19 protein-coding genes are annotated in these 18,274 nt (G+C 67.9%); 17 read left to right on the top strand and 2 right to left on the bottom strand.

Translation table 11 applies throughout. The features are described 5' to 3' along the window. The first annotated feature begins 27 nt into the window (after positions 1–27). From ACVWZ7_RS04415 to ACVWZ7_RS04380, 8 genes are all read left to right on the top strand, one after another. Positions 28–1,926, top strand: coding sequence for a molybdopterin-dependent oxidoreductase (locus tag ACVWZ7_RS04415; protein ID WP_456507092.1), 1,899 nt, complete (start codon positions 28–30; stop codon positions 1,924–1,926). 26 nt (positions 1,927–1,952) lie between these two features. Next, a complete protein-coding gene (locus ACVWZ7_RS04410) occupies positions 1,953–3,176 on the top strand; it encodes a molybdopterin molybdotransferase MoeA (RefSeq protein WP_456507091.1) in 1,224 nt (407 codons plus the stop codon). Beyond that, positions 3,164–3,715 (top strand): cyclic pyranopterin monophosphate synthase MoaC, encoded by a 552-nt coding sequence (moaC, locus tag ACVWZ7_RS04405; RefSeq protein WP_116767834.1) that lies wholly within the window; start codon positions 3,164–3,166, stop codon positions 3,713–3,715. The genes ACVWZ7_RS04410 and moaC overlap by 13 nt, the downstream gene beginning before the upstream one ends. Further along, positions 3,712–4,224 carry a MogA/MoaB family molybdenum cofactor biosynthesis protein gene (locus tag ACVWZ7_RS04400; protein ID WP_116767833.1) on the top strand — a complete coding sequence of 171 codons (513 nt, stop codon included), beginning with the start codon at positions 3,712–3,714 and terminating at the stop codon, positions 4,222–4,224. The genes moaC and ACVWZ7_RS04400 overlap by 4 nt, the downstream gene beginning before the upstream one ends. Next, on the top strand, positions 4,214–4,720 hold the full coding sequence (locus ACVWZ7_RS04395; protein ID WP_456507090.1) for a molybdenum cofactor biosynthesis protein MoaE: 507 nt from the start codon (positions 4,214–4,216) through the stop codon (positions 4,718–4,720). The genes ACVWZ7_RS04400 and ACVWZ7_RS04395 overlap by 11 nt, the downstream gene beginning before the upstream one ends. A 69-nt stretch (positions 4,721–4,789) precedes the next feature. Then, complete coding sequence (dapB, locus tag ACVWZ7_RS04390; protein ID WP_456507089.1) at positions 4,790–5,548, top strand: 4-hydroxy-tetrahydrodipicolinate reductase; 759 nt, start codon at positions 4,790–4,792, stop codon at positions 5,546–5,548. A 5-nt stretch (positions 5,549–5,553) separates the two neighbouring features. Then, on the top strand, positions 5,554–6,036 hold the full coding sequence (locus ACVWZ7_RS04385) for a hypothetical protein (RefSeq protein WP_344362483.1): 483 nt from the start codon (positions 5,554–5,556) through the stop codon (positions 6,034–6,036). Positions 6,037–6,090: 54 nt separating this feature from the next. Beyond that, a complete protein-coding gene (locus tag ACVWZ7_RS04380; RefSeq protein WP_456507088.1) occupies positions 6,091–6,846 on the top strand; it encodes a VOC family protein in 756 nt (251 codons plus the stop codon). A gap of 82 nt (positions 6,847–6,928) precedes the next feature. On the opposite strand, the gene ACVWZ7_RS04375 is transcribed toward ACVWZ7_RS04380, so the two are convergent. Continuing rightward, entirely contained in the window at positions 6,929–8,182 is a 1,254-nt protein-coding gene (locus ACVWZ7_RS04375; protein WP_456507087.1) for a heparan-alpha-glucosaminide N-acetyltransferase domain-containing protein, read from the bottom strand. A gap of 92 nt (positions 8,183–8,274) precedes the next feature. Between ACVWZ7_RS04375 and ACVWZ7_RS04370 the strand changes: the two genes are divergently transcribed. The 8 genes from ACVWZ7_RS04370 (at position 8,275) to ACVWZ7_RS04335 (ending at position 17,305) form a co-directional block, all read left to right on the top strand. Then, positions 8,275–8,703: a hypothetical protein gene (locus ACVWZ7_RS04370; protein ID WP_456507086.1), complete on the top strand. Its 429-nt coding sequence runs from the start codon at positions 8,275–8,277 to the stop codon at positions 8,701–8,703. After that, positions 8,700–9,464, top strand: coding sequence for a carbon-nitrogen hydrolase family protein (locus ACVWZ7_RS04365; protein WP_456507085.1), 765 nt, complete (start codon positions 8,700–8,702; stop codon positions 9,462–9,464). Before ACVWZ7_RS04370 ends, ACVWZ7_RS04365 begins: the two co-directional genes overlap by 4 nt. A gap of 104 nt (positions 9,465–9,568) precedes the next feature. Then, the gene (gene dapA / locus ACVWZ7_RS04360) at positions 9,569–10,477 is read left to right on the top strand and encodes a 4-hydroxy-tetrahydrodipicolinate synthase (protein ID WP_116767826.1); all 909 of its coding nucleotides are present in this window, start codon (positions 9,569–9,571) and stop codon (positions 10,475–10,477) included. A gap of 60 nt (positions 10,478–10,537) precedes the next feature. Further along, positions 10,538–12,229 (top strand): ribonuclease J, encoded by a 1,692-nt coding sequence (locus ACVWZ7_RS04355; RefSeq protein WP_116767825.1) that lies wholly within the window; start codon positions 10,538–10,540, stop codon positions 12,227–12,229. 298 nt (positions 12,230–12,527) lie between these two features. Then, entirely contained in the window at positions 12,528–15,509 is a 2,982-nt protein-coding gene (locus ACVWZ7_RS04350) for a DNA translocase FtsK (RefSeq protein ID WP_456507084.1), read from the top strand. A 26-nt stretch (positions 15,510–15,535) separates the two neighbouring features. Beyond that, positions 15,536–16,174 carry a CDP-diacylglycerol--glycerol-3-phosphate 3-phosphatidyltransferase gene (gene pgsA, locus ACVWZ7_RS04345; protein ID WP_091249836.1) on the top strand — a complete coding sequence of 213 codons (639 nt, stop codon included), beginning with the start codon at positions 15,536–15,538 and terminating at the stop codon, positions 16,172–16,174. Then, positions 16,171–16,713 (top strand): CinA family protein, encoded by a 543-nt coding sequence (locus ACVWZ7_RS04340; RefSeq protein ID WP_344362465.1) that lies wholly within the window; start codon positions 16,171–16,173, stop codon positions 16,711–16,713. Before pgsA ends, ACVWZ7_RS04340 begins: the two co-directional genes overlap by 4 nt. A gap of 139 nt (positions 16,714–16,852) precedes the next feature. Beyond that, positions 16,853–17,305 carry a helix-turn-helix domain-containing protein gene (locus tag ACVWZ7_RS04335; RefSeq protein WP_066434909.1) on the top strand — a complete coding sequence of 151 codons (453 nt, stop codon included), beginning with the start codon at positions 16,853–16,855 and terminating at the stop codon, positions 17,303–17,305. Between the two features lie 60 nt (positions 17,306–17,365). Here ACVWZ7_RS04335 and ACVWZ7_RS04330 read toward each other — a convergent pair whose 3' ends face one another. Continuing rightward, positions 17,366–17,893: a MarR family winged helix-turn-helix transcriptional regulator gene (locus ACVWZ7_RS04330; RefSeq protein ID WP_116767822.1), complete on the bottom strand. Its 528-nt coding sequence runs from the start codon at positions 17,891–17,893 to the stop codon at positions 17,366–17,368. 41 nt (positions 17,894–17,934) lie between these two features. Between ACVWZ7_RS04330 and ACVWZ7_RS04325 the strand changes: the two genes are divergently transcribed. Then, positions 17,935–18,171, top strand: coding sequence for a DUF3046 domain-containing protein (locus ACVWZ7_RS04325; protein WP_116767821.1), 237 nt, complete (start codon positions 17,935–17,937; stop codon positions 18,169–18,171). Positions 18,172–18,274: the final 103 nt, after the last annotated feature.

Below are 18,274 nucleotides of genomic sequence, written 5' to 3'. Positions count from 1 at the left end.
GTGGGCCTGGACGAACAGGGGGCCGAAATGGACAAGGACATGCACAAGCGGTTGGACCAGGACACGGCCCAAGCAACGGATGAGGACACGGGCAAGGCCATGGATAAGGAAATCACCGGTCAGGACCAGCAACGCGCTGGAACGCAGGTGCAGAAGTCCACGCAAAGCCGGCCCGGGCAAGACCGTTCGAAGGACCGGCGGACGCGGGACCTGTGGGCCGCCGCGGCCGGACTGGTGGCCGTCGGGACCGCAGTGGTGCTCGGCGAACTCACGGCCAGCCTGGTGAGCCCCACAGTTTCTCCCGTGACGGCCGTTGGCGGGGCAGTGATCGATGCCGTCCCGCCGGGCGTCAAAGAATGGGTCATCTCCGTCTTTGGTACCGCGGACAAACTGGCACTCCTCGGTGGCATGGCACTGGTCATCGCCGCGCTCGCCGCCTTGTCCGGGGTCCTGGAAGTGCGGCGCCGATTCGCCGGGGTGGCCATCATCGCGGTCTTCGGCGCCGTGGGCCTCGTGGCCGTCCTGAGCCGGGCCGACCTGACCGCGAACGCCATCCCCGTCCCGGTGCTGGTGGCACTCGTGGGGATCGCCCTGCTGCGCTGGCTCATCCGCAAACTCGAGACGTGGCTGCCCGACCCGAACGGAGCCCCGGACGGAGCCACGGACCGGGAGCCGGCCGCGGCGGCGGTCCCGCCGGAGCCCGACCCGTCCGAAACCCGGGCCGCGGCGCAGCCTGTCCCGGTGGTGGCCCCGGCCGCGGAGACGTCCCCGCCGGAAACCCCTGCCGCCGCGCGGGCCGCCGAGCCTCCGGCCGGCGAGCCTCCGGCCGGCGAGCCTCCGGTCGGCGAGGCCGGACCTGCCCGGCGCCGCTTCCTGCTGGCCCTCGGCGGAACCGCCGCGGTTGCCGCCGTCGCGGGTGTGCTCGCGTCCACCCTCAGGGGAGCCGCCGCCGTCGTCAGTGACGTGCGCAGCAAGCTGGCCATCCCGAAGGCCGCCTCACCGGCGCCGCCCATCCCCGCGGGCGCAGAGATCCGGCTGGACGGCCTCGGACCGCTCGTGACCCCCAACAAGGACTTCTACCGGATCGACACCGCCCTGCGCGTGCCTCTGGTGGACCCGGCGCAATGGACGCTGAAGGTCACCGGCCTGGTGGAACGCGAGATCGAACTCGACTTCGCCACCCTCCTGGCCAAACCCCTGACAGAACGCCATGTGACCATCGCCTGCGTCTCAAACGAGGTGGGCGGAGACCTGATCGGCAACGCCAAGTGGCTCGGCTGGCCGGTCCGCGAACTGCTCGCCATGGCCGGACCCAAGCCCGGAGCGGACATGGTGCTCTCCCGCAGCACGGACGGCTGGACGGCCGGGACTCCGCTGGAGGCCCTCACAGACAGCCGCGACGCGCTGCTGGTCGTGGGAATGAACGGCGAGCCGCTCCCGCTGGAGCACGGTTTCCCGGTCCGGATGATCGTGCCCGGGCTGTACGGCTACGTCTCGGCCACCAAGTGGGTCACCGAACTGAAAGTGACCCGCTACGCGGACGATGTCGCCTACTGGACGCCCCGCGGCTGGAGCGAGCGCGGGCCCATCAAGACCTCGTCGCGCATCGACGTGCCGCAGGACGGGCGCAGCGTGACGGCAGGGACCGTGGTGTTCGGCGGGGTCGCGTGGGACCAGCACACGGGCATCGGCAAGGTGGAGCTGCGGGTCAACCGGGGCGACTGGAAACAGGCCGAGCTCGCCCCGGGCATTTCGAAGGACACGTGGTATCAGTGGAAGCTGGCACTTCCGCTGACTCCGGGCCGGTACGAGGTCCAGGTCCGGGCCACGGACCTCGAGGGCGTCCCGCAAGTGGAGGAGTCCGCCCCCGTCGCGCCGAGCGGGGCCACCGGCTTTCACACGGTTAGAGTTGACGTGAAATCCTAGTGAGCTGAGCAAAGGTCAGGACACGCATGCATCGCACCGAGACAAGGCACGTCAGCGTGGAAGCGCACCGGGACAAGGTCCGTGCCCTGCTCGCGCCGCTCCGCACCGATGACCGGGTGGAACGGCTCCCGCTGCTTGAAGCCTTGGGCCGGGGACTCGCTGTCGACATCGTGGCACCGCTGGATCTTCCCCCCTTTGCCAACTCCCAGATGGACGGTTTCGCGATCCGCAGCGGCGACGTGCCCGACGGCGGCACGGAACTGCGCGTCGTCGCGCCTGTTCCGGCCGGCGCCGCACCGGCGGAACTGCCCGTCGGCACCGCCGCGCCGATCATGACCGGAGCCATGATGCCGGCCGGAGCCGACGCCGTCGTGCCCATTGAACAGGCGGTGCCCGATTCGTTCCCCGCGCCCGGCGAGCCCGCCACGGTTCGCCTGCCGGCCACGGCTGCGGGAACGTTTGTGCGCGACATCGGCAGTGACATCCGCTCCGGCGAGCCCGCCCTCGGCTCCGGGACATTCCTTGGCCCCGGCCAGCTGGGACTCCTGGCGGCCATGGGCTTCACGGACGTGCCCGTCCGTCCTTCGCTGCGTGTCCTGCTGGTCACCACCGGCGACGAAGTCGTGGAACCGGGCAGCCCGCTGGGACCTGGCAAGATCTTCGACTCCAACGGCACGCTGCTCGAAGCCTCCATGCGCCAGGCCGGCCTCGAGGTCACCAGGACGGGCATATCCACGGACCGGCCGGAGGAGCTCGCCCTGCTGCTGCGCCGGCACGCCCCGGACGTGGACCTGATCGTCACCACCGGTGGTGTCAGCAAGGGCGCCTACGAAGTGGTCCGCCAGGCCATGGCCGGACACGACGTCGAGTTCACTGCAGTGGCCATGCAGCCGGGCGGACCGCAGGGGATCGGCAGCTTCGACGGCGTCCCTGTGCTGGGGTTCCCCGGTAACCCGGTGAGCTGCCTCGTGTCATTTGAAATGTTCCTGCGCCCCGTCCTCACCGAACTCTTCGGCGCTCCCGCGCCGCGGCCCGCCGTCCGGGCCCGGCTGGCCGAGGCGCTGACCTCCCCGCCGGGCAAGCACCAGGTCCGGCGCGGCACCCTGGCTCCGGACGGCACGGTCCGGCTGGAGGGCGGTGCCGGCTCACACCTGGTGCACGCACTGGCCCGTTCCAACGCCCTGGTCCACGTTCCCGAGGGCACAGCGGCTCTCGCTGCGGGCGATGAAGTGGAAGTATGGATTCTGTGAATGAAGCAGAGAACGCTGAGGCAACTCCCGCGCCAGCGGAAAACAGCACAGCGGAAAATAGCGCAGGGGACAACACCCGCCTGACCCACCTCCGCCACGATGGCACGGCCCAGATGGTTGATGTGTCCAACAAGGCAGAGTCCACCCGGGAAGCCACGGCCACCGCGACCGTCCGTAGCACGGCGGAGGTCCTCGCGCTCCTCGGCGGCGGCGAGCTCCCGAAGGGGGACGCCCTGGCCGTTGCCCGCATCGCCGGGATCATGGCGGCGAAAAAGACACCGGATCTCATCCCGCTCTGCCACCCGCTGCCGATCGCCAAGGTCACCATCGACTTCGAGCTCGACACCGCCTCCGTCACGGTGTTTGCCACCGTCAAGACCCGCGGCGTCACCGGGGTCGAGATGGAGGCCCTGACCGCGGCGTCGGTTGCGGCACTGAGCGTCTACGACATGATCAAGGCCGTGGACAAGCACGCGGTCCTGACCGATATCAAAGTGCTCGCCAAAAGTGGCGGCAAGAGCGGGGACTGGACCCTATGAACATGCCCGAACCGCACCGCCACGGCGAAGCCACCGGCCGGAAGGCCGGCGTCGTGATCGCCTCCACCCGCGCGGCCGCCGGCGTCTACGAGGACCTCACGGGGCCCGTCATCGTCGACTGGCTCACCGAACACGGCTTTGAGCCGTTCCCGGCCCTGGTGGTTCCGGACGGGGCTCCGGTGGGAGCCGCGCTGCGTGCCCTGCTCAGCCAGCAGCCTGCCGTCATCATTACCAGCGGCGGCACAGGCCTCAGCCCCACCGACGCGACCCCTGAGGAGACCCTGCCCCTGCTGGACCGGGAAATCCCGGGCATCATGGAAGGCATCCGCAGCGCCGGGACAGCCAAGACGCCCATGGCCATGCTCAGCCGTGGCCACGCGGGCGCGGCCGGCCAGACCTTCATCGTGAACCTGCCCGGATCACCGAAGGGCGTCATGGATGGCCTGAGCGTGCTCGATCCCATCCTTGGACATCTTTGCGACCAGCTGGAAGGCAGTCATGGGCACTGAAACAGGATTTGAAGTCGTGCACGCCGTCCTGAGCGCCGAACCTATCTCGGTGGAGCAGGCCATTGCGGCCGTCGAATCGGACACCGCCGGCGCGGTGGTCAGCTTCAGCGGCGTCGTCCGGAACCACGACGGCGGCAAGCAGGTTTCCCGGCTCAGCTACAGCGCCCACCCGACGGCGCACCAGGTGATGGCCGACGTCGTCGCCCGGCTCGTGGCGGAACACTCGGTCCCGGCCGGCGGCCCGGCGTCCAACGGATCTTCGGATGACGGCGGCGCTGAACAGCGTCAGCAGCCGGTGCGGATCTGGGCCGCGCACAGGATTGGCATGCTCGAGATCGGCGACCCCGCCCTGGTCTGCGCCGTTTCCGCAGCGCATCGCGGCCAGGCCTTCGAGGTGTGCGCCGAACTCGTGGACCGGATCAAGGCCCAGGTGCCCATCTGGAAAGAGCAGTTTTTCGCCGACGGCACCGTCGAATGGGTCGGGGCCGGCGAGTAGCCGCACGGCCCGTGTAACTCAAGGCCGCCGGTTCCAGAGGGCAACGGCCCCGGCGGTAGGGTTGATGGCATGATCGAACAACTCTCCGTCGCCGTGCTGGGCGCCAACGGGCGCATGGGCGCCGAGGCCGTGAAGGCAATCGACGCCGCCGCGGACCTGACGCTCGTCGCGGCCCTTGGCCGCAACGATTCCCTCGAATCGCTCGTCAGCTCGGGCGCGCAGATCGTGGTGGACCTGACCGTTCCCGAAAGCACCGAAGCGAACGTCCGCTTCGCCGTCGAACACGGCATGCACGCCGTCGTCGGCACTACGGGCTGGGATGCCGGCCGGCTTGCCCGTCTGGAGGAGCTCCTCGCCGACCGGCCCGGAGTCGGCGTCCTCATCGCCCCGAACTTCGCCCTCGGCTCGGTCCTGGCTTCCGCCTTCGCCGCCAAGGCGTCCAAGTACTTCGAGTCCGTCGAAATCATTGAACTGCACCACCCTGACAAGGTAGATGCCCCCTCCGGAACGGCTGTGCGCACGGCGCAGCTGATCTCGGCCGAGCGCACCGCCGCCGGCGTGCCTTCCAGCCCGGACGCCACCACCACGGAACTCGAGGGCGCCCGCGGCAGCGACGTGGAGGGCGTCCGGGTCCACAGTGTCCGGCTCAGCGGCCTCGTCGCGCATCAAGAGGTCCTGCTGGGCGGCCCGGGGGAGCAGCTGACCATCCGCCACGACTCTTTCGACCGCGCCTCCTTCATGCCCGGCGTGCTGCTGGGGATCCGCAATGTCGCCGCGCACCCCGGCCTCACCGTGGGGCTCGACGGCTACCTGGACCTGGGGCTCTGAGCCCGATGGCCGCAGCCTTGAGCGCCCTGAAAGCGAACCGCACCAAGATCTGGGTGGGAGCCGTCACCCTGCTGCTCGTCTTCTACCTGGTGGTGTCATTCGAGCGCTCCCTGCTCCTGATGTCGGACCAAAGCCTCGTGGCGAAGGCGATCGGTGTGGCCTACCTCGTGTTGCCGGTCATCGGAGCGTGGGCCCTGGTCCGGGAATTGCTGTTCGGTGCCCGCACCGAGCGTTTGGCGAAGATCCTCGAAGCCGAAGGCGGACTGCCGGAGGACACACTGCCGCGCACGCCTGCAGGCCGGATCATCCGCGAAGCCGCCGACCTCGAATTTGAGAAATACCGCGCCGAGGCCGAAGCTGCGCCCGACGACTGGCGGTCCTGGTTCCGGCTCAGCTGTGCCTACGATGCCGCCGGCGACCGCAAGCGCGCCCGCGCTTCGATGCGCGACGCCGTACGGATGTTCCGTGCCGGGGCGCAAAAGCCCTAGCCGGCGCTGAGCGTTCCTCCTATATCGGGGAGGAACTGGATAGGATCGGGCGCTATGGCGCTGCGACTTGTTCAGGTGAATTTCAAGGCTCGGGACGACTCCGCGCTCGGTCGGTTTTGGGCCGAGGCGCTCGGCTGGGGTGTTTCCAGCGAGGGCCCCGGTGTGACCAATGTTGAACCCGTGGGCTTCGTCTGGCCGGACCCCGTCGCCGTCTGCGTCGATGTCGTCACCGTCCCGGACCCCAAGACGGTAAAGTACCGCGCGCACCTCGAACTCACCTCCACCTCCGTGGCCCATCAGGCGGAGCTGGTCGCGGACCTGTTGGAGCTCGGCGCGACGCCCGCCGACGTGGGCCAGGGCGATGTGCCGTGGACGCTTCTGGCCGACCCGGAGGGCAACCTGTTCCGCGTGCTGGAGCCTCGATCGATCTACCGGGATACCGGGCCGATCGCCGCCGTGGTGGTCAGCTGTGCGGATCCGCGGGCCATGGCCCGGTTCTGGAGCGAGGCGATGGACTGGACCCTGCACGAGGTGACCGACGATCATGCGAGACTGCGTTCCGCCACGGGTGTCGGGCCGTATCTGGAGTTCCTTCGCACGCCCGACGTGAAGACCGTGTGTGGCCGCGTCCATCTAGACCTGATGCCTTACCCCGGTGATGATCAAGCGGCAGAAGTGGCCCGGTTGCGGGCTCTGGGCGCCACTGACGCCGACGTCGGCCAGGGCGATGTGCCGTGGGTGTGCCTCGCCGACTCAGAGGGCACGAGTTCTGCGTCCTCACCCCGGGCTGACGCAGGGCCTCAGCCCTAAACGCGCGTTCAGGCGATGCAGACGCGGAGAACCCGCTTGGCGATCATCCGGCGCGGCCCACCGCCCTCATGGGTGAGACTCCTTAGCGGAAACGGGCAGGCTGACGCCCGCGGGCGGGCTGGTAGCGGCCCACCTGGTTGGCGGCATGGGACACCCACTCCAGCGGCCCGCGCCAGATCAGGGCCGCGAAGACCCCGCCGACCACCAACATGCCGACGGCCTGCGCCCAGTACACGCCCTCCACGGTCCAGCCGGGCGCCAGCGGCCGATCGTGCAGGGCCGCCATGATGCACAAATGCGCCGTGTAGAGGGTCAAAGTCATGGCCCCGATTCCGCGGAGCGGTAGCAGCAGGTCCAGCTCCACCCATTCGCCCAGCCGGCCCATCAGCAGGCACACGCCAATCACGGCGGCGGCGACTCCCGAGGTGTGAAGCAGGTCCAGCGTGGTGCCCGCATGCGGTGCGCTAGTGGCCAGCCACCACACTGAGCCTGACTGGTCGACACCCGCGAGGTTGACCTGCAGCAGACTCCCCAGCGGGTAGGCGGGATCGCCGATCTGCGACTCCAATGCCTGCCGGCCGCCCCAGTCCTCCATCAGGACTGCCCCGAGCCACTTGGCAAAGACCGCCACCGTTGTCCCGGCAGCCAGCAGCAGGAACGGCGTGGCTGCCTTCGACAGCGCCATCCGGCCGATCGCCAGTCCCACCAGGAGATAGGCGATCCACTGCAGGACGGGATAGTAGCCCGTGAGGAAGAGGTCGCCGAGGAGTCTTGCGGGTGTGGCCAGGTCCTCCCAGCCGGGGTTATGTCCCAGCCGCAAGGGCGGAACTGCTGACAGCAGCCAGGGCCGCAGCAGGTAGGCCAGCACAGGCGAAGCCAGGATCCATGCGGTCGCGAGGACAAGCAGGCGGTTGACCCCGAGACCGACGAACGGCAGCACGCACAGGAACAGGAGCGCGTAGTGGACCAGAATGACGGCGATGCTGACGTCCAGGCCGCCCAGCGAGAGTCCGACGGCGCCTACCACCAGCGCCCTAAGGGCGATGCCGCGGCGGGCGGCCCAGAGCGCGGAACCCTCTACGGGCTGCTGTTTCCCGGTGGACAGCGCCAAGCCGACGCCGGCCAGCACGGCGAACAGTGCCGAAGCCCGCCCGGAAAACGCGAGCCCGATCCATGTGGGCGTGAGCTGCGCGTTCGACTCGAAGGTCGCCAGCACGTGCGTGGCCATCATGGCCAGTAAGGCGAGCCCGCGGGCGGCGTCAATGCCGGCCAGGCGGACGCCGGCGGAGGTGGCCTTGGCGGTCCGGGAAGCAGTGGTCATTCCGCGCGGGGTCATCGTTCGATCGTCTCATGTTAGGCCTGCCCGCAGCGTCACGCAGGCCCCGACAAAGCCTTGTGTTCGAATATATGTTCGAATAAGATGAGCGCATGAACAACGCCTCAGAGCCCGCCTTCCTGACTCCAGATTCACCAGGCCGGAAACCTTCGGGCCGGGATTCCGGCAACACTCCGCCCGGCGGCCGTCGGGACGGCTGTGAGGCAGGGGCCGGCGTTCTCAAAGCCATGAGCCCGGGCGTCGTGGACTTCCTCTTCCGGCGGCTGGTCGCCGGAGAGCCGTCAGAGGATGTCCAGTGGGGCCAGGAGGGCACGGCGTTGGCTGTGCAGCCGCCGGGGGCGGAGCTGGCGCGGCGGCTGGCGGAGACGGATCTCGACGCCCTCACTCCGACCGAGTTGTTCCACTACGTGCGGGCGGCCCAGCGGCTCGCGGCCTGGGCAGAGTCTTTGCGCGAATCCGCTGTCGGGCGTTATTGCTCGGCGCCCGCGGGAGGGAGGGAGATGCCTAGGATGGCAGAGTGACCACTGGCTCCATAACTGCTCTGACGCTGTCCGCGATCCAATACGAGGCCCTTGACGGCGGCGTTGCCGCCAATGTGCCCGAACACATCCGCCTGATCGAAGACGCCGAGTCTCACGGAGCCCGGCTGGTCATCTTTCCCGAACTCTCGCTGACGGGGTACCGGCTGGACCTGCTGGCGGGGCCCGAAGAGTGGCTGAGCGCGGCAGACCGACGGCTGGACGGCATCCGGGAAATCTGCCGCCGGACTGGAATTACGGCCGTGGCCGGGGCCGCTTTCACGCAGGACGACGGCACGCCGCGGCTTGCCTCCCTGGCCATTCACCCATCAGGCGCCATCGAGCCCAGCTTCAAGACCTGGCTGCACGGTCCGGAGCAGGGGATCTTTGTCGCCGGCAGTCACCCCGCGGTCCTGGAGATCGACGGCTGGAAGATCGCATTGGCGGTCTGCTTCGACGCCGCCCGCCCCGGTCACGCGGAGTGGGCGGCTGGGGCAGGGGCGGACGTCTATGCCGTCTCGGCCGTCTACACGGCGGGGGAGGACCACCGGCTGGGGCTGCATCTTGGCGCCCGCGCCATGGACAACCGGATGTTCTCCGTCCTGGCGAATCTGGCGGGCCCCACGCCACTGGGTCCCTCGTGCGGGCTGAGCGGATTCTGGGGTCCTGACGGACTCCCTTTCCGGCAGGCGGCCGGTACCGGGACGGAAGTGCTGACGGCGAGCCTTCAGCACAGTGTCCTGGCCCGGTTTCGGCGGCCCTGAGCCCTGCCGGAAGACCGAAACGTGACGTGCGGCCGGGCAAGTTTGACGTTCCTCACACCGCCGCCATTGTCCTAACATGCCGCAGACAAGGTAACGTTTTTCATATGGCTGACTCTGATATTCGCTCTTACACGTTCGGTACCCTCGTGACTGCCATGGTTACGCCTTTCACGACGGACGGTGAGGTCGACTACAAGCAGTCGGCGGAACTGGCGAGCAAGCTCGTCGACGACGGCAATGATGCCCTCGTCATCTCCGGCACCACCGGGGAGACCTCCACGCTGGAGGACGACGAAAAAGAGAAGCTCTTCCGCGTCATTGTCGAGGCCGTCGGCGACCGTGCCAAGGTCATCGCCGGAACCGGGACCAACCACACCTCGCACTCGATCGAGATGGCCAAGCGCGCCGCCAAGGCGGGAGCCCACGGCCAGCTGATCGTCACCCCGTATTACAACAAGCCCAGCCAGGCCGGCATCCAAGCCCACATCGAAGCCGTAGCCGACGCCGCCGACCTCCCCGTCATGGTGTACGACATTCCGGGCCGCGCCGGGGTGCCCATCCTGCCCGAGACCATGATCCGTCTCGCCGACCACCCCCGGATCGTTGCCCTCAAGGATGCGAAGGCTGATTTCGCCGCGCTCACCCAGGTCCTGGCCAACACCGACATCGATGTCTACTCCGGCGACGACGGCCTCACGCTGCCGTGGATGGCCGCAGGTGCCGTCGGCCTGGTCAGCGTCTCCGCGCACGTCGCTACGCGGCAGTTCCGCGCGCTGATCGATGCCGCACTTGCAGGCGATTTTGCTACCGCCCGCACCCTACATTTCGAACTGGACCCCGTGGTCCGCGCAGTGATGACCCACATTCAGGGTGCTGTCGCTGCCAAGCAGGTTCTTAAGTGGCAGGGAGTCCTGCCCAACTCGGTTGTCCGTTTGCCCCTCGTGGAGCCGGACGAGGCCGAGATCGTAATCATCCGCGAGGATTTGGCGGAAGCGGGGATGGTCTTTTCCTGAGCAGGAGCCAATCCTGATCGTGAAAGTCCAGCCCGGTTTCCGCCTGGAAAGTAGTGCACTATGACCCAAACCGCCCTTCCCGGCCTTGTCACGCCGCCCCGCCTCCCGAACAACACCCTGCGGATCGTGCCGCTCGGCGGGCTCGGGGAAATTGGCCGCAACATGACCGTCTTCGAGATCGGGGGCAAGCTCCTCATCGTTGACTGCGGCGTGCTCTTCCCCGAGGAGACCCAGCCCGGCGTCGACCTCATCCTGCCGGATTTCTCCTACATCGAGAACCGTCTCCAGGACATCGTCGCCGTCGTCCTGACCCACGGTCACGAGGACCACATCGGCGCTGTTCCCTACCTCCTGCGCCTGCGCGCCGACATCCCCATCGTGGGCTCGCAGCTCACCCTTGCCCTCATCGAGGCCAAGCTGCAGGAACACCGGATCAAGCCCAACACCAAGATTGTCGTCGAAGGCCAGGTCGAGAAGTTCGGTCCCTTCGAATGCGAGTTCATCGCCGTCAACCACTCCATCCCGGACGCCTTGGCCGTGTTCCTCCGCACCGCGGGCGGCACCGTCCTGCACACCGGTGACTTCAAGATGGACCAGCTGCCGCTCGACGGCCGCATCACCGACCTCCGGCACTTCGCCAAGCTGGGCGAAGAAGGCGTGGACCTGTTCATGTCGGACTCGACCAATGCCGACGTCCCCGGTTTCACCACCGCGGAGAAGGAAATCGGGCCCACCCTGGACCGGCTGTTCGGCCAGGCCTCCAAGCGGATCATTGTCGCGTCCTTCTCCTCCCACGTGCACCGCGTCCAGCAGGTCCTCGACGCCGCCGCCAACCACAACCGCAAGGTTGCCTTCGTGGGGCGCTCTATGGTCCGGAACATGGCCATCGCCGCGAAACTGGGCTACCTGGAAGTCCCGGCCGGGATCCTGGTCGATATCAAGAACATCGACAACCTGCCGGACAACCGGGTTGTACTGATGTCCACCGGCTCCCAGGGCGAGCCCATGGCGGCCCTGTCCCGCATGGCCAACGGCGACCACCGCGTCGTCGTCGGCGAGGGCGACACCGTCATCCTCGCCTCGAGCCTCATCCCGGGTAACGAGAACGCGGTCTTCCGCATCATCAACGGCCTGCTGAAGCTCGGCGCAGATGTCATCCACAAGGGCAACGCCAAGGTGCACGTCTCCGGCCACGCTGCCGCCGGCGAGCTGCTTTACTGCTACAACATCCTTGAGCCGCTCAACGCCATGCCGGTGCACGGCGAAACCCGTCACCTCATCGCCAACGGCAAGATTGCCCTGGAATCCGGTGTGCCGGAGGAAAGCATCCTGCTCGCAGACAACGGCACCGTGATCGATCTCCGCGACCACCAGGCCGACATCGTCGGCCAGGTCGAGGTCGGGTTCGTCTATGTTGACGGCTCCAGCGTGGGTGAAATCACCGACGCCGACCTCAAGGACCGTCAGGTCCTCGGCGACGAAGGTTTCATCTCCATCATCACCGTCATCCACCGGGCCACCGGCAAGGTGGTGTCCGGGCCGGAGATCCACGCCCGCGGCGTGGCCGAGGACGACTCCGTCTTTGACGAGATCATCCCCAAGATCAACGAGGCCCTCGAAGAAGCAGTGCAGAACCGAACCGACCACACGACGCACCAGCTCCAGCAGGTCGTCCGCCGGGTCGTGGGGACCTGGGTGAACCGCAAGCTGCGCCGCAAGCCCATGATCATTCCGGTGGTCCTTGAGGCGTAAGCCTCAGTTGGTTCGCCGGGCGTAAGCCTCAGTTGGTTCGCCGGGCGTAAGCCTCAGTTGGTTCGCCGGGCGTAAGCCTCAGTTGGTTCGCCGGGCGTAAGCCTCAGTTGGTTCGCCGGGCGTAAACCCCTTCGCGCAGACCGGGCAGATGCCCGGGGAACGGCCTTCCCGGCCCGCTCGCAGCCTCAGGGCTACAGCGGGCGGGGGAGGCCGTTCGGCGTTGGAACCGGGAACAACATGATCCCGGGCGGCCCGGAAATTCGGGGTTTTAGAGCTGGCATCCGGTACCGTGGCGGGTATGGCGACTCGTACTTCTCCCGCGCCTAGAGGAAACTCAAGCGGCAAATCAGGCAGTTCTCCCGGCCGGGGGTCCAGTCCCGCCGCATCCAAATCCGCCCGGCCGCGGGGCGCCGCAGGTGGGACCGCAGGTAGAACCACCGGCACCGCCCGGACCCGTCAGCTGGCCGCCGTTGAGCCGCCCCAGCCCTGGATTGTCCGGGTGCTCGCCGGTGCATGGCTTGGCATTGGCCACGTGGTCGGCGCCGGCATCCGGCGCGTCGGCCACGACGTCAGCGACCTCGCCCCCGAGGACCGCCGCGACGGTGCCGCACTGTTCAACCTGGCCCTGGGCGTCTTCGTCGCCACCTTCGCGTGGTGGGGGTTCCAAGGCTGGCTCCCGGACCTCGTGTTCGCGGTCATCAACGGCACGTTCGGCTGGATGTCCCTGCTGCTCCCGCTCATGCTGTTCGTGTGCGCCTTCCGCCTGTTCCGCCAGCCCGACGACGGCCGCGGCAATAACCGGATCGGCATCGGCTTCCTCATCATGACCTTCGCCGGCTCCGGCCTGGCCCACATCATCGGCGGCCAGCCGACGGTGGCCGACGGCTTCGACGGTCTGCGCAAGGCCGGCGGCATGCTCGGTTACCTCGCCGCCGCCCCGCTGGCCGCAGTCCACCCCGCCGTCCCCGTGGCGGTGTACAGCCTGCTGGCCTTCACCTCACTGCTGATCGTCACGGCGACACCCTTCGGCGCCATCCCCGGCCGCCTCCGGGACGCCTACGAGCACCTGATGGGCATCGACCTGCAGGACGACGACGGCGGGGACCGTCACGACCGCAGCTACCTCTACGAGAACGACGCCGAGGCGGCGCCCAGGAAGAAGCGCAGGCGCCTCTTCGGCAGGGACCATGACGACGACGCCGGCCTGGAAGGCTACGTCGGCGACGAAGCGTTCGAGCGGGCGCTCATTGCCGACGAGGAAGCAGCTGACGACGCGCCGCCCGCCAAACGGGGCAGGGGCGCCAAGGCGCTGGCTGGTGCCGGCCCCGACGTCGAACCCGGTGCCGAGTCCGGCGTCGCACCCGGTGTCCGCCGTCCCACCCAGGCCGAGATCGCCGTTGAGAAGATCAAGGCGGCCCAGGGCCTCGGCGCGGCCGCCGGATCGCCGGGAGACTACGCCACCGAGGCCATCCCGCTGGTGACTCCCGGAATGGTGGCCGCGGGCTCGCTCAACCCCGCCGCCGCGGCAGCCCCGAAGGTCCCCGCCAACCCGGTGGCGCCGGCACCGCTGCCCACCCCGATTCCGCAGCGCACCGAACAGCTCTCGCTGGCCGGCGACGTCACCTACACCCTGCCGGCGTCGGACATGCTGACGCCCGGCTCCATCCCCAAGGAACGCACCGAGGCCAACGACGCGATCGTCGCCTCGCTCACCGAGACCCTGAACCAGTTCAACGTCGATGCCCAGGTGACCGGCTTCAGCCGCGGCCCCACCGTGACCCGCTACGAAATCGAACTGTCACCGGGCACCAAGGTGGAGCGGGTTACCGCCTTGTCCAAGAACATCTCCTACGCCGTCGCGAGCTCGGACGTGCGCATCCTGAGCCCCATCCCGGGCAAGTCCGCCATCGGCATCGAGATCCCCAACACGGACCGCGAGACCGTGTCCCTGGGCGACGTGCTCCGCAGCCAGAACGCCCGCCGCACCGACCACCCCATGGTCATGGGCGTCGGCAAGGACGTCGAGGGCGGGTACGTCGTGGCAAACCTCGCCAAGATGCCACACCTGCTGGTGGCCGGCGCCACCGGCGCCGGCAAGTCCTCGTTCGTGAACTCCATGATCACCTCGATCCTGATGCGCGCCACCCCGGACGAGGTCCGCATGGTCATGGTGGACCCCAAGCGCGTGGAACTCACGGCCTATGAGGGCGTCCCGCACCTCATCACCCCGATCATCACCAACCCGAAGAAGGCCGCCGAGGCGCTGCAGTGGGTGGTCCGGGAAATGGACGCCCGCTACGACGACCTCGCCAACTACGGCTTCAAGCACATCGACGACTTCAACAAGGCCGTCCGGGCCGGCAAGGTCCACCCGCCCGTGGACTCCAAGCGCGTCATCAAGCCCTACCCGTACCTGCTGGTGATCGTGGACGAACTCGCCGACCTCATGATGGTCGCCCCGCGCGACGTCGAAGACTCGATCGTCCGCATCACCCAGCTGGCGCGTGCTGCCGGCATCCACCTCGTTCTCGCCACCCAGCGTCCGTCCGTCGACGTCGTGACCGGCCTGATCAAGGCGAACGTGCCCTCCCGCATGGCCTTCGCCACGTCCTCCGTCACCGACTCCCGGGTGGTCCTGGACCAGCCGGGCGCCGAGAAACTCATCGGCCAGGGCGACGCCCTCTTCCTGCCCATGGGCGCCTCCAAGGCCATGCGCGTCCAGGGCGCGTGGGTCACGGAGTCGGAGATTCACAAGGTGGTCGAACACGTCAAGGGCCAGCTCAAGGCCGTCTACCGGGACGACGTCGCGCCCGAGGCGCAGAAGAAGCAGATCGACGACGACATCGGGGACGACCTCGAAGTCCTCCTCCAGGCGACCGAACTCGTGGTCACCACTCAGTTCGGCTCCACCTCGATGCTGCAGCGCAAGCTCCGTGTCGGCTTCGCGAAGGCCGGACGCCTCATGGACCTGCTCGAGTCCAGGGGAGTGGTGGGACCCTCGGAAGGGTCCAAGGCCCGCGACGTGCTGGTCAAGCCGGATGACCTCGCCGCGGTACTGGCCGCGATGAAGGGGCTCGACGCGCCCGCCGTCGCGGATTCCCAGACGGCGGCGCTGAGCGAGAACGCAAATGCGAACATCGCCCAGGGCGGCTACGCGGAGGACCTCGTGGCGGCTGACCTGGCCAACCGCACCCAGGCGATCGACTACCACGACGGCGCCGACGGCGGCTCCGATGACGAGGACGGCTCGGAGGACGCTTGGTCCCTCACCGGACGGTAGTCCGGGAAGACGGGTAGCCTAGGAAGGTGAATAGCGCCGAAGCCAACGCCGGATCCGCCTCGCGGATCTGGAACCTGCCGAATATCCTGACGATGCTGCGGATAGTGCTGGTGCCGTTCTTCGTCTGGTTCCTCGTCCTCGACGCCCCCGGGCTCCAGGCCCAGAACGGCGTCTGGCGCTGGGCGGCTTCCGTCGTGTTCGCGGTCGCTATCTACACGGACAAGCTCGACGGCGACATCGCCAGGTCCCGCGGACTCGTCACCGACTTCGGGAAGATCGCGGACCCGATCGCCGACAAACTCCTGATCGGCTCGGCCCTGGTCATGCTTTCGCTGCTCCAGGAACTGCCGTGGTGGGTGACGATCCTGATCCTGCTCCGGGAATGGGGCATCACCGCCCTGCGGTTCTTCGTTATCCGCTACGGCGTCATTCCGGCCTCGCGGGGCGGGAAGCTCAAGACGGTTGTGCAGACGGTGGCGATCTTCCTCTACGTCCTACCGCTGGCATCCATCGCCCCGTGGCTCGGAGTTGTGGCGTTCGTCGTCATGATGGCTGCGCTGGCCATCACGTTGTGGACCGGCGGCGAGTACGTTATCGAGGCCCTCAAACTGCGGGCCGCCGGCATCAAGGCAGAGAAAGCACGGGTAGGGGAGAACAAGCCATGACTGATTTGAACGCCAAGCCGGACCCCAATCTTCATCCCAAGCTGCACCCCAACCTTCACCGGCTGGCGGAGCAGGCCGTCACCGGCGCCATCGGCCGTGGGGTGACCGCTGCCACCGCCGAATCCCTGACGGCCGGAATGGTCGCGGCGATCCTGGCCGACACGCCGGGCGCCTCCGCGATGCTGCAGGGCGGCGTCGTGTCCTACGCCAGCTCGGTCAAGACCGACGTCCTGGGCGTCCCCGCCGGTCTGCTCGACGCCGTCGGTTCCGTGGACGGGCAGGTCGCCGCGGCGATGGCCGACGGTGCCCGGCGCGTCTGTCGCGCCGATATTGGCGTGTCAACCACCGGTGTGGCCGGGCCCGAACCGCACGACGGCAAGGCGGTGGGCACGGTCTTTGTCGGCATCGCGACGGCGGAGGGCTCGACGTCGTACCCGTATTCCTTTGACGGCAGCCGCGCCGAGATCCGCGCCCTCGCGTGCGGCGCGGCCCTGGAACGCCTGCTTGAGGCCCTATCTTCCGAAGGCTACCCGGCGTAAAGTTGCCGGGAACAAAAGTTGATTCCGAATAGTTGTTACATTGTGTCGCTTCCAAATAAGGGAGGCGCCTAGGATGAAAACATCAGCAGAGTCCGCCCCCACCGGCGGACTCGACAGTACGAGGAGCAAGGCGATACAGATGGTAAAGCAGCCCGTATCCGTAAACGGCGTTGTCCGCTGGAAGGATGTGGGCCTCGCCGATCAGGCAAAGAGCGAACAGAAGGAGCGCAAGATGGTAGTACTTCGTCACGAAATCGGTGATGTCCTGCGCGATGTCCGCCAGCGCCAAGGCCGTACCCTCCGCGAAGTTTCGCACAGTGCCCGTGTGTCCTTGGGCTACCTGAGTGAAGTGGAGCGCGGCCAGAAGGAAGCCTCCTCGGAGTTGCTGTCCTCGATCTGCTCGGCCCTCGATGTTCCGCTCTCGAGCATGCTCCGCGAAGTCAGCGACCGCGTCGCGGTCGCCGAGGGTGTCGCGGTTCCGGACACCGTCCCGCAGGAGTTCGCGCAGCGCTACGGCCGCGACCTCGACCGAGAACTCAATTCCGACCTCAACGACGAGCTGGCGAAGGGCCTCCTTTCCGGAGCACGCTAGACGCCAACTCACAGACGTTAGAAAAGGACCCCCGGCTCGGCCGGGGGTCCTTTTCGAGTCTCAGGCGTGTTCGTCCCGGGGGAAGCCGTCGCGTTCGTAGGTGGCATTGAGCTTTGCCATGTAGGTGGCGAGAGCCTGCAGGTCTTCGGCCGGCCACTGCGCCAGGCGCTTCCGGAAGACCTCACGCCGGGCGTCCTGGACCTGGTGCATCCTTTCCTCGCCCTCGGGCGTCAGGCGGATGGCCTGCGCCCGGCCATCGAGGGGGTCCGCTTCCTTCGACACGAGGCCGAGGCCCTCGAGGAACGCGATTTGCCGGCTCACCGAGGGTTTGCCGACGCCGATGCTGGAGGCGAGGTCGGTCAGCCGGATAGGTCCTTGCTTGCGGATCACGGTGAGCAGTCCGTACGCAGCGGGTTCCACGTCCGGGTGGACCTCGCGGGAGAGCTGATTGGAAATGGACCGGCCGCGACGCCAGAGCAGGCTCAGCTGGTTTTCGACGGCGTTCAGGGCCGCATCGGCGTCAACGACGGCGTCAACGCCGGTGTCTCCAGGGGAGGAATCTGCGGCGGCCTCGGGTGGGTTGCTCATGGCAACCATTCTAGAGTCCCGCGCCGTGAGAGACTTTACTGGTGCGAATCAGTGACTTTTGGCGGCTTATGGACGACGAGTTCGGTGCCGGGTACTCCCGTGTCCTGAGCAGCTCGCTGGTTCTGGCCGGCGTCGGCGGACGCACCGCGGACCAGGCCCTCAGCGCCGGCATCCCTCCCCGCCAGGTGTGGCTTGCCCTGTGCGACGTCCAGGACGTCCCGCCGGAACGCCGTCTCGGCAGGGACATCAAACCCCGCGACAACGCCGGGCCCAGCTGACGCCTGAAACTCCGCCCGGCATGCCGCCGGATGCGCCGCCGGGCCTCCTGCCGTCAGGGGCCGGCGTCTGACACGCCGCATTATTGTTCGAATATCTGTTCGG

The organism is Arthrobacter sp. TE12232 (assembly GCF_054062615.1).
This window is presented reverse-complemented; position numbering and strand designations above follow the sequence as displayed.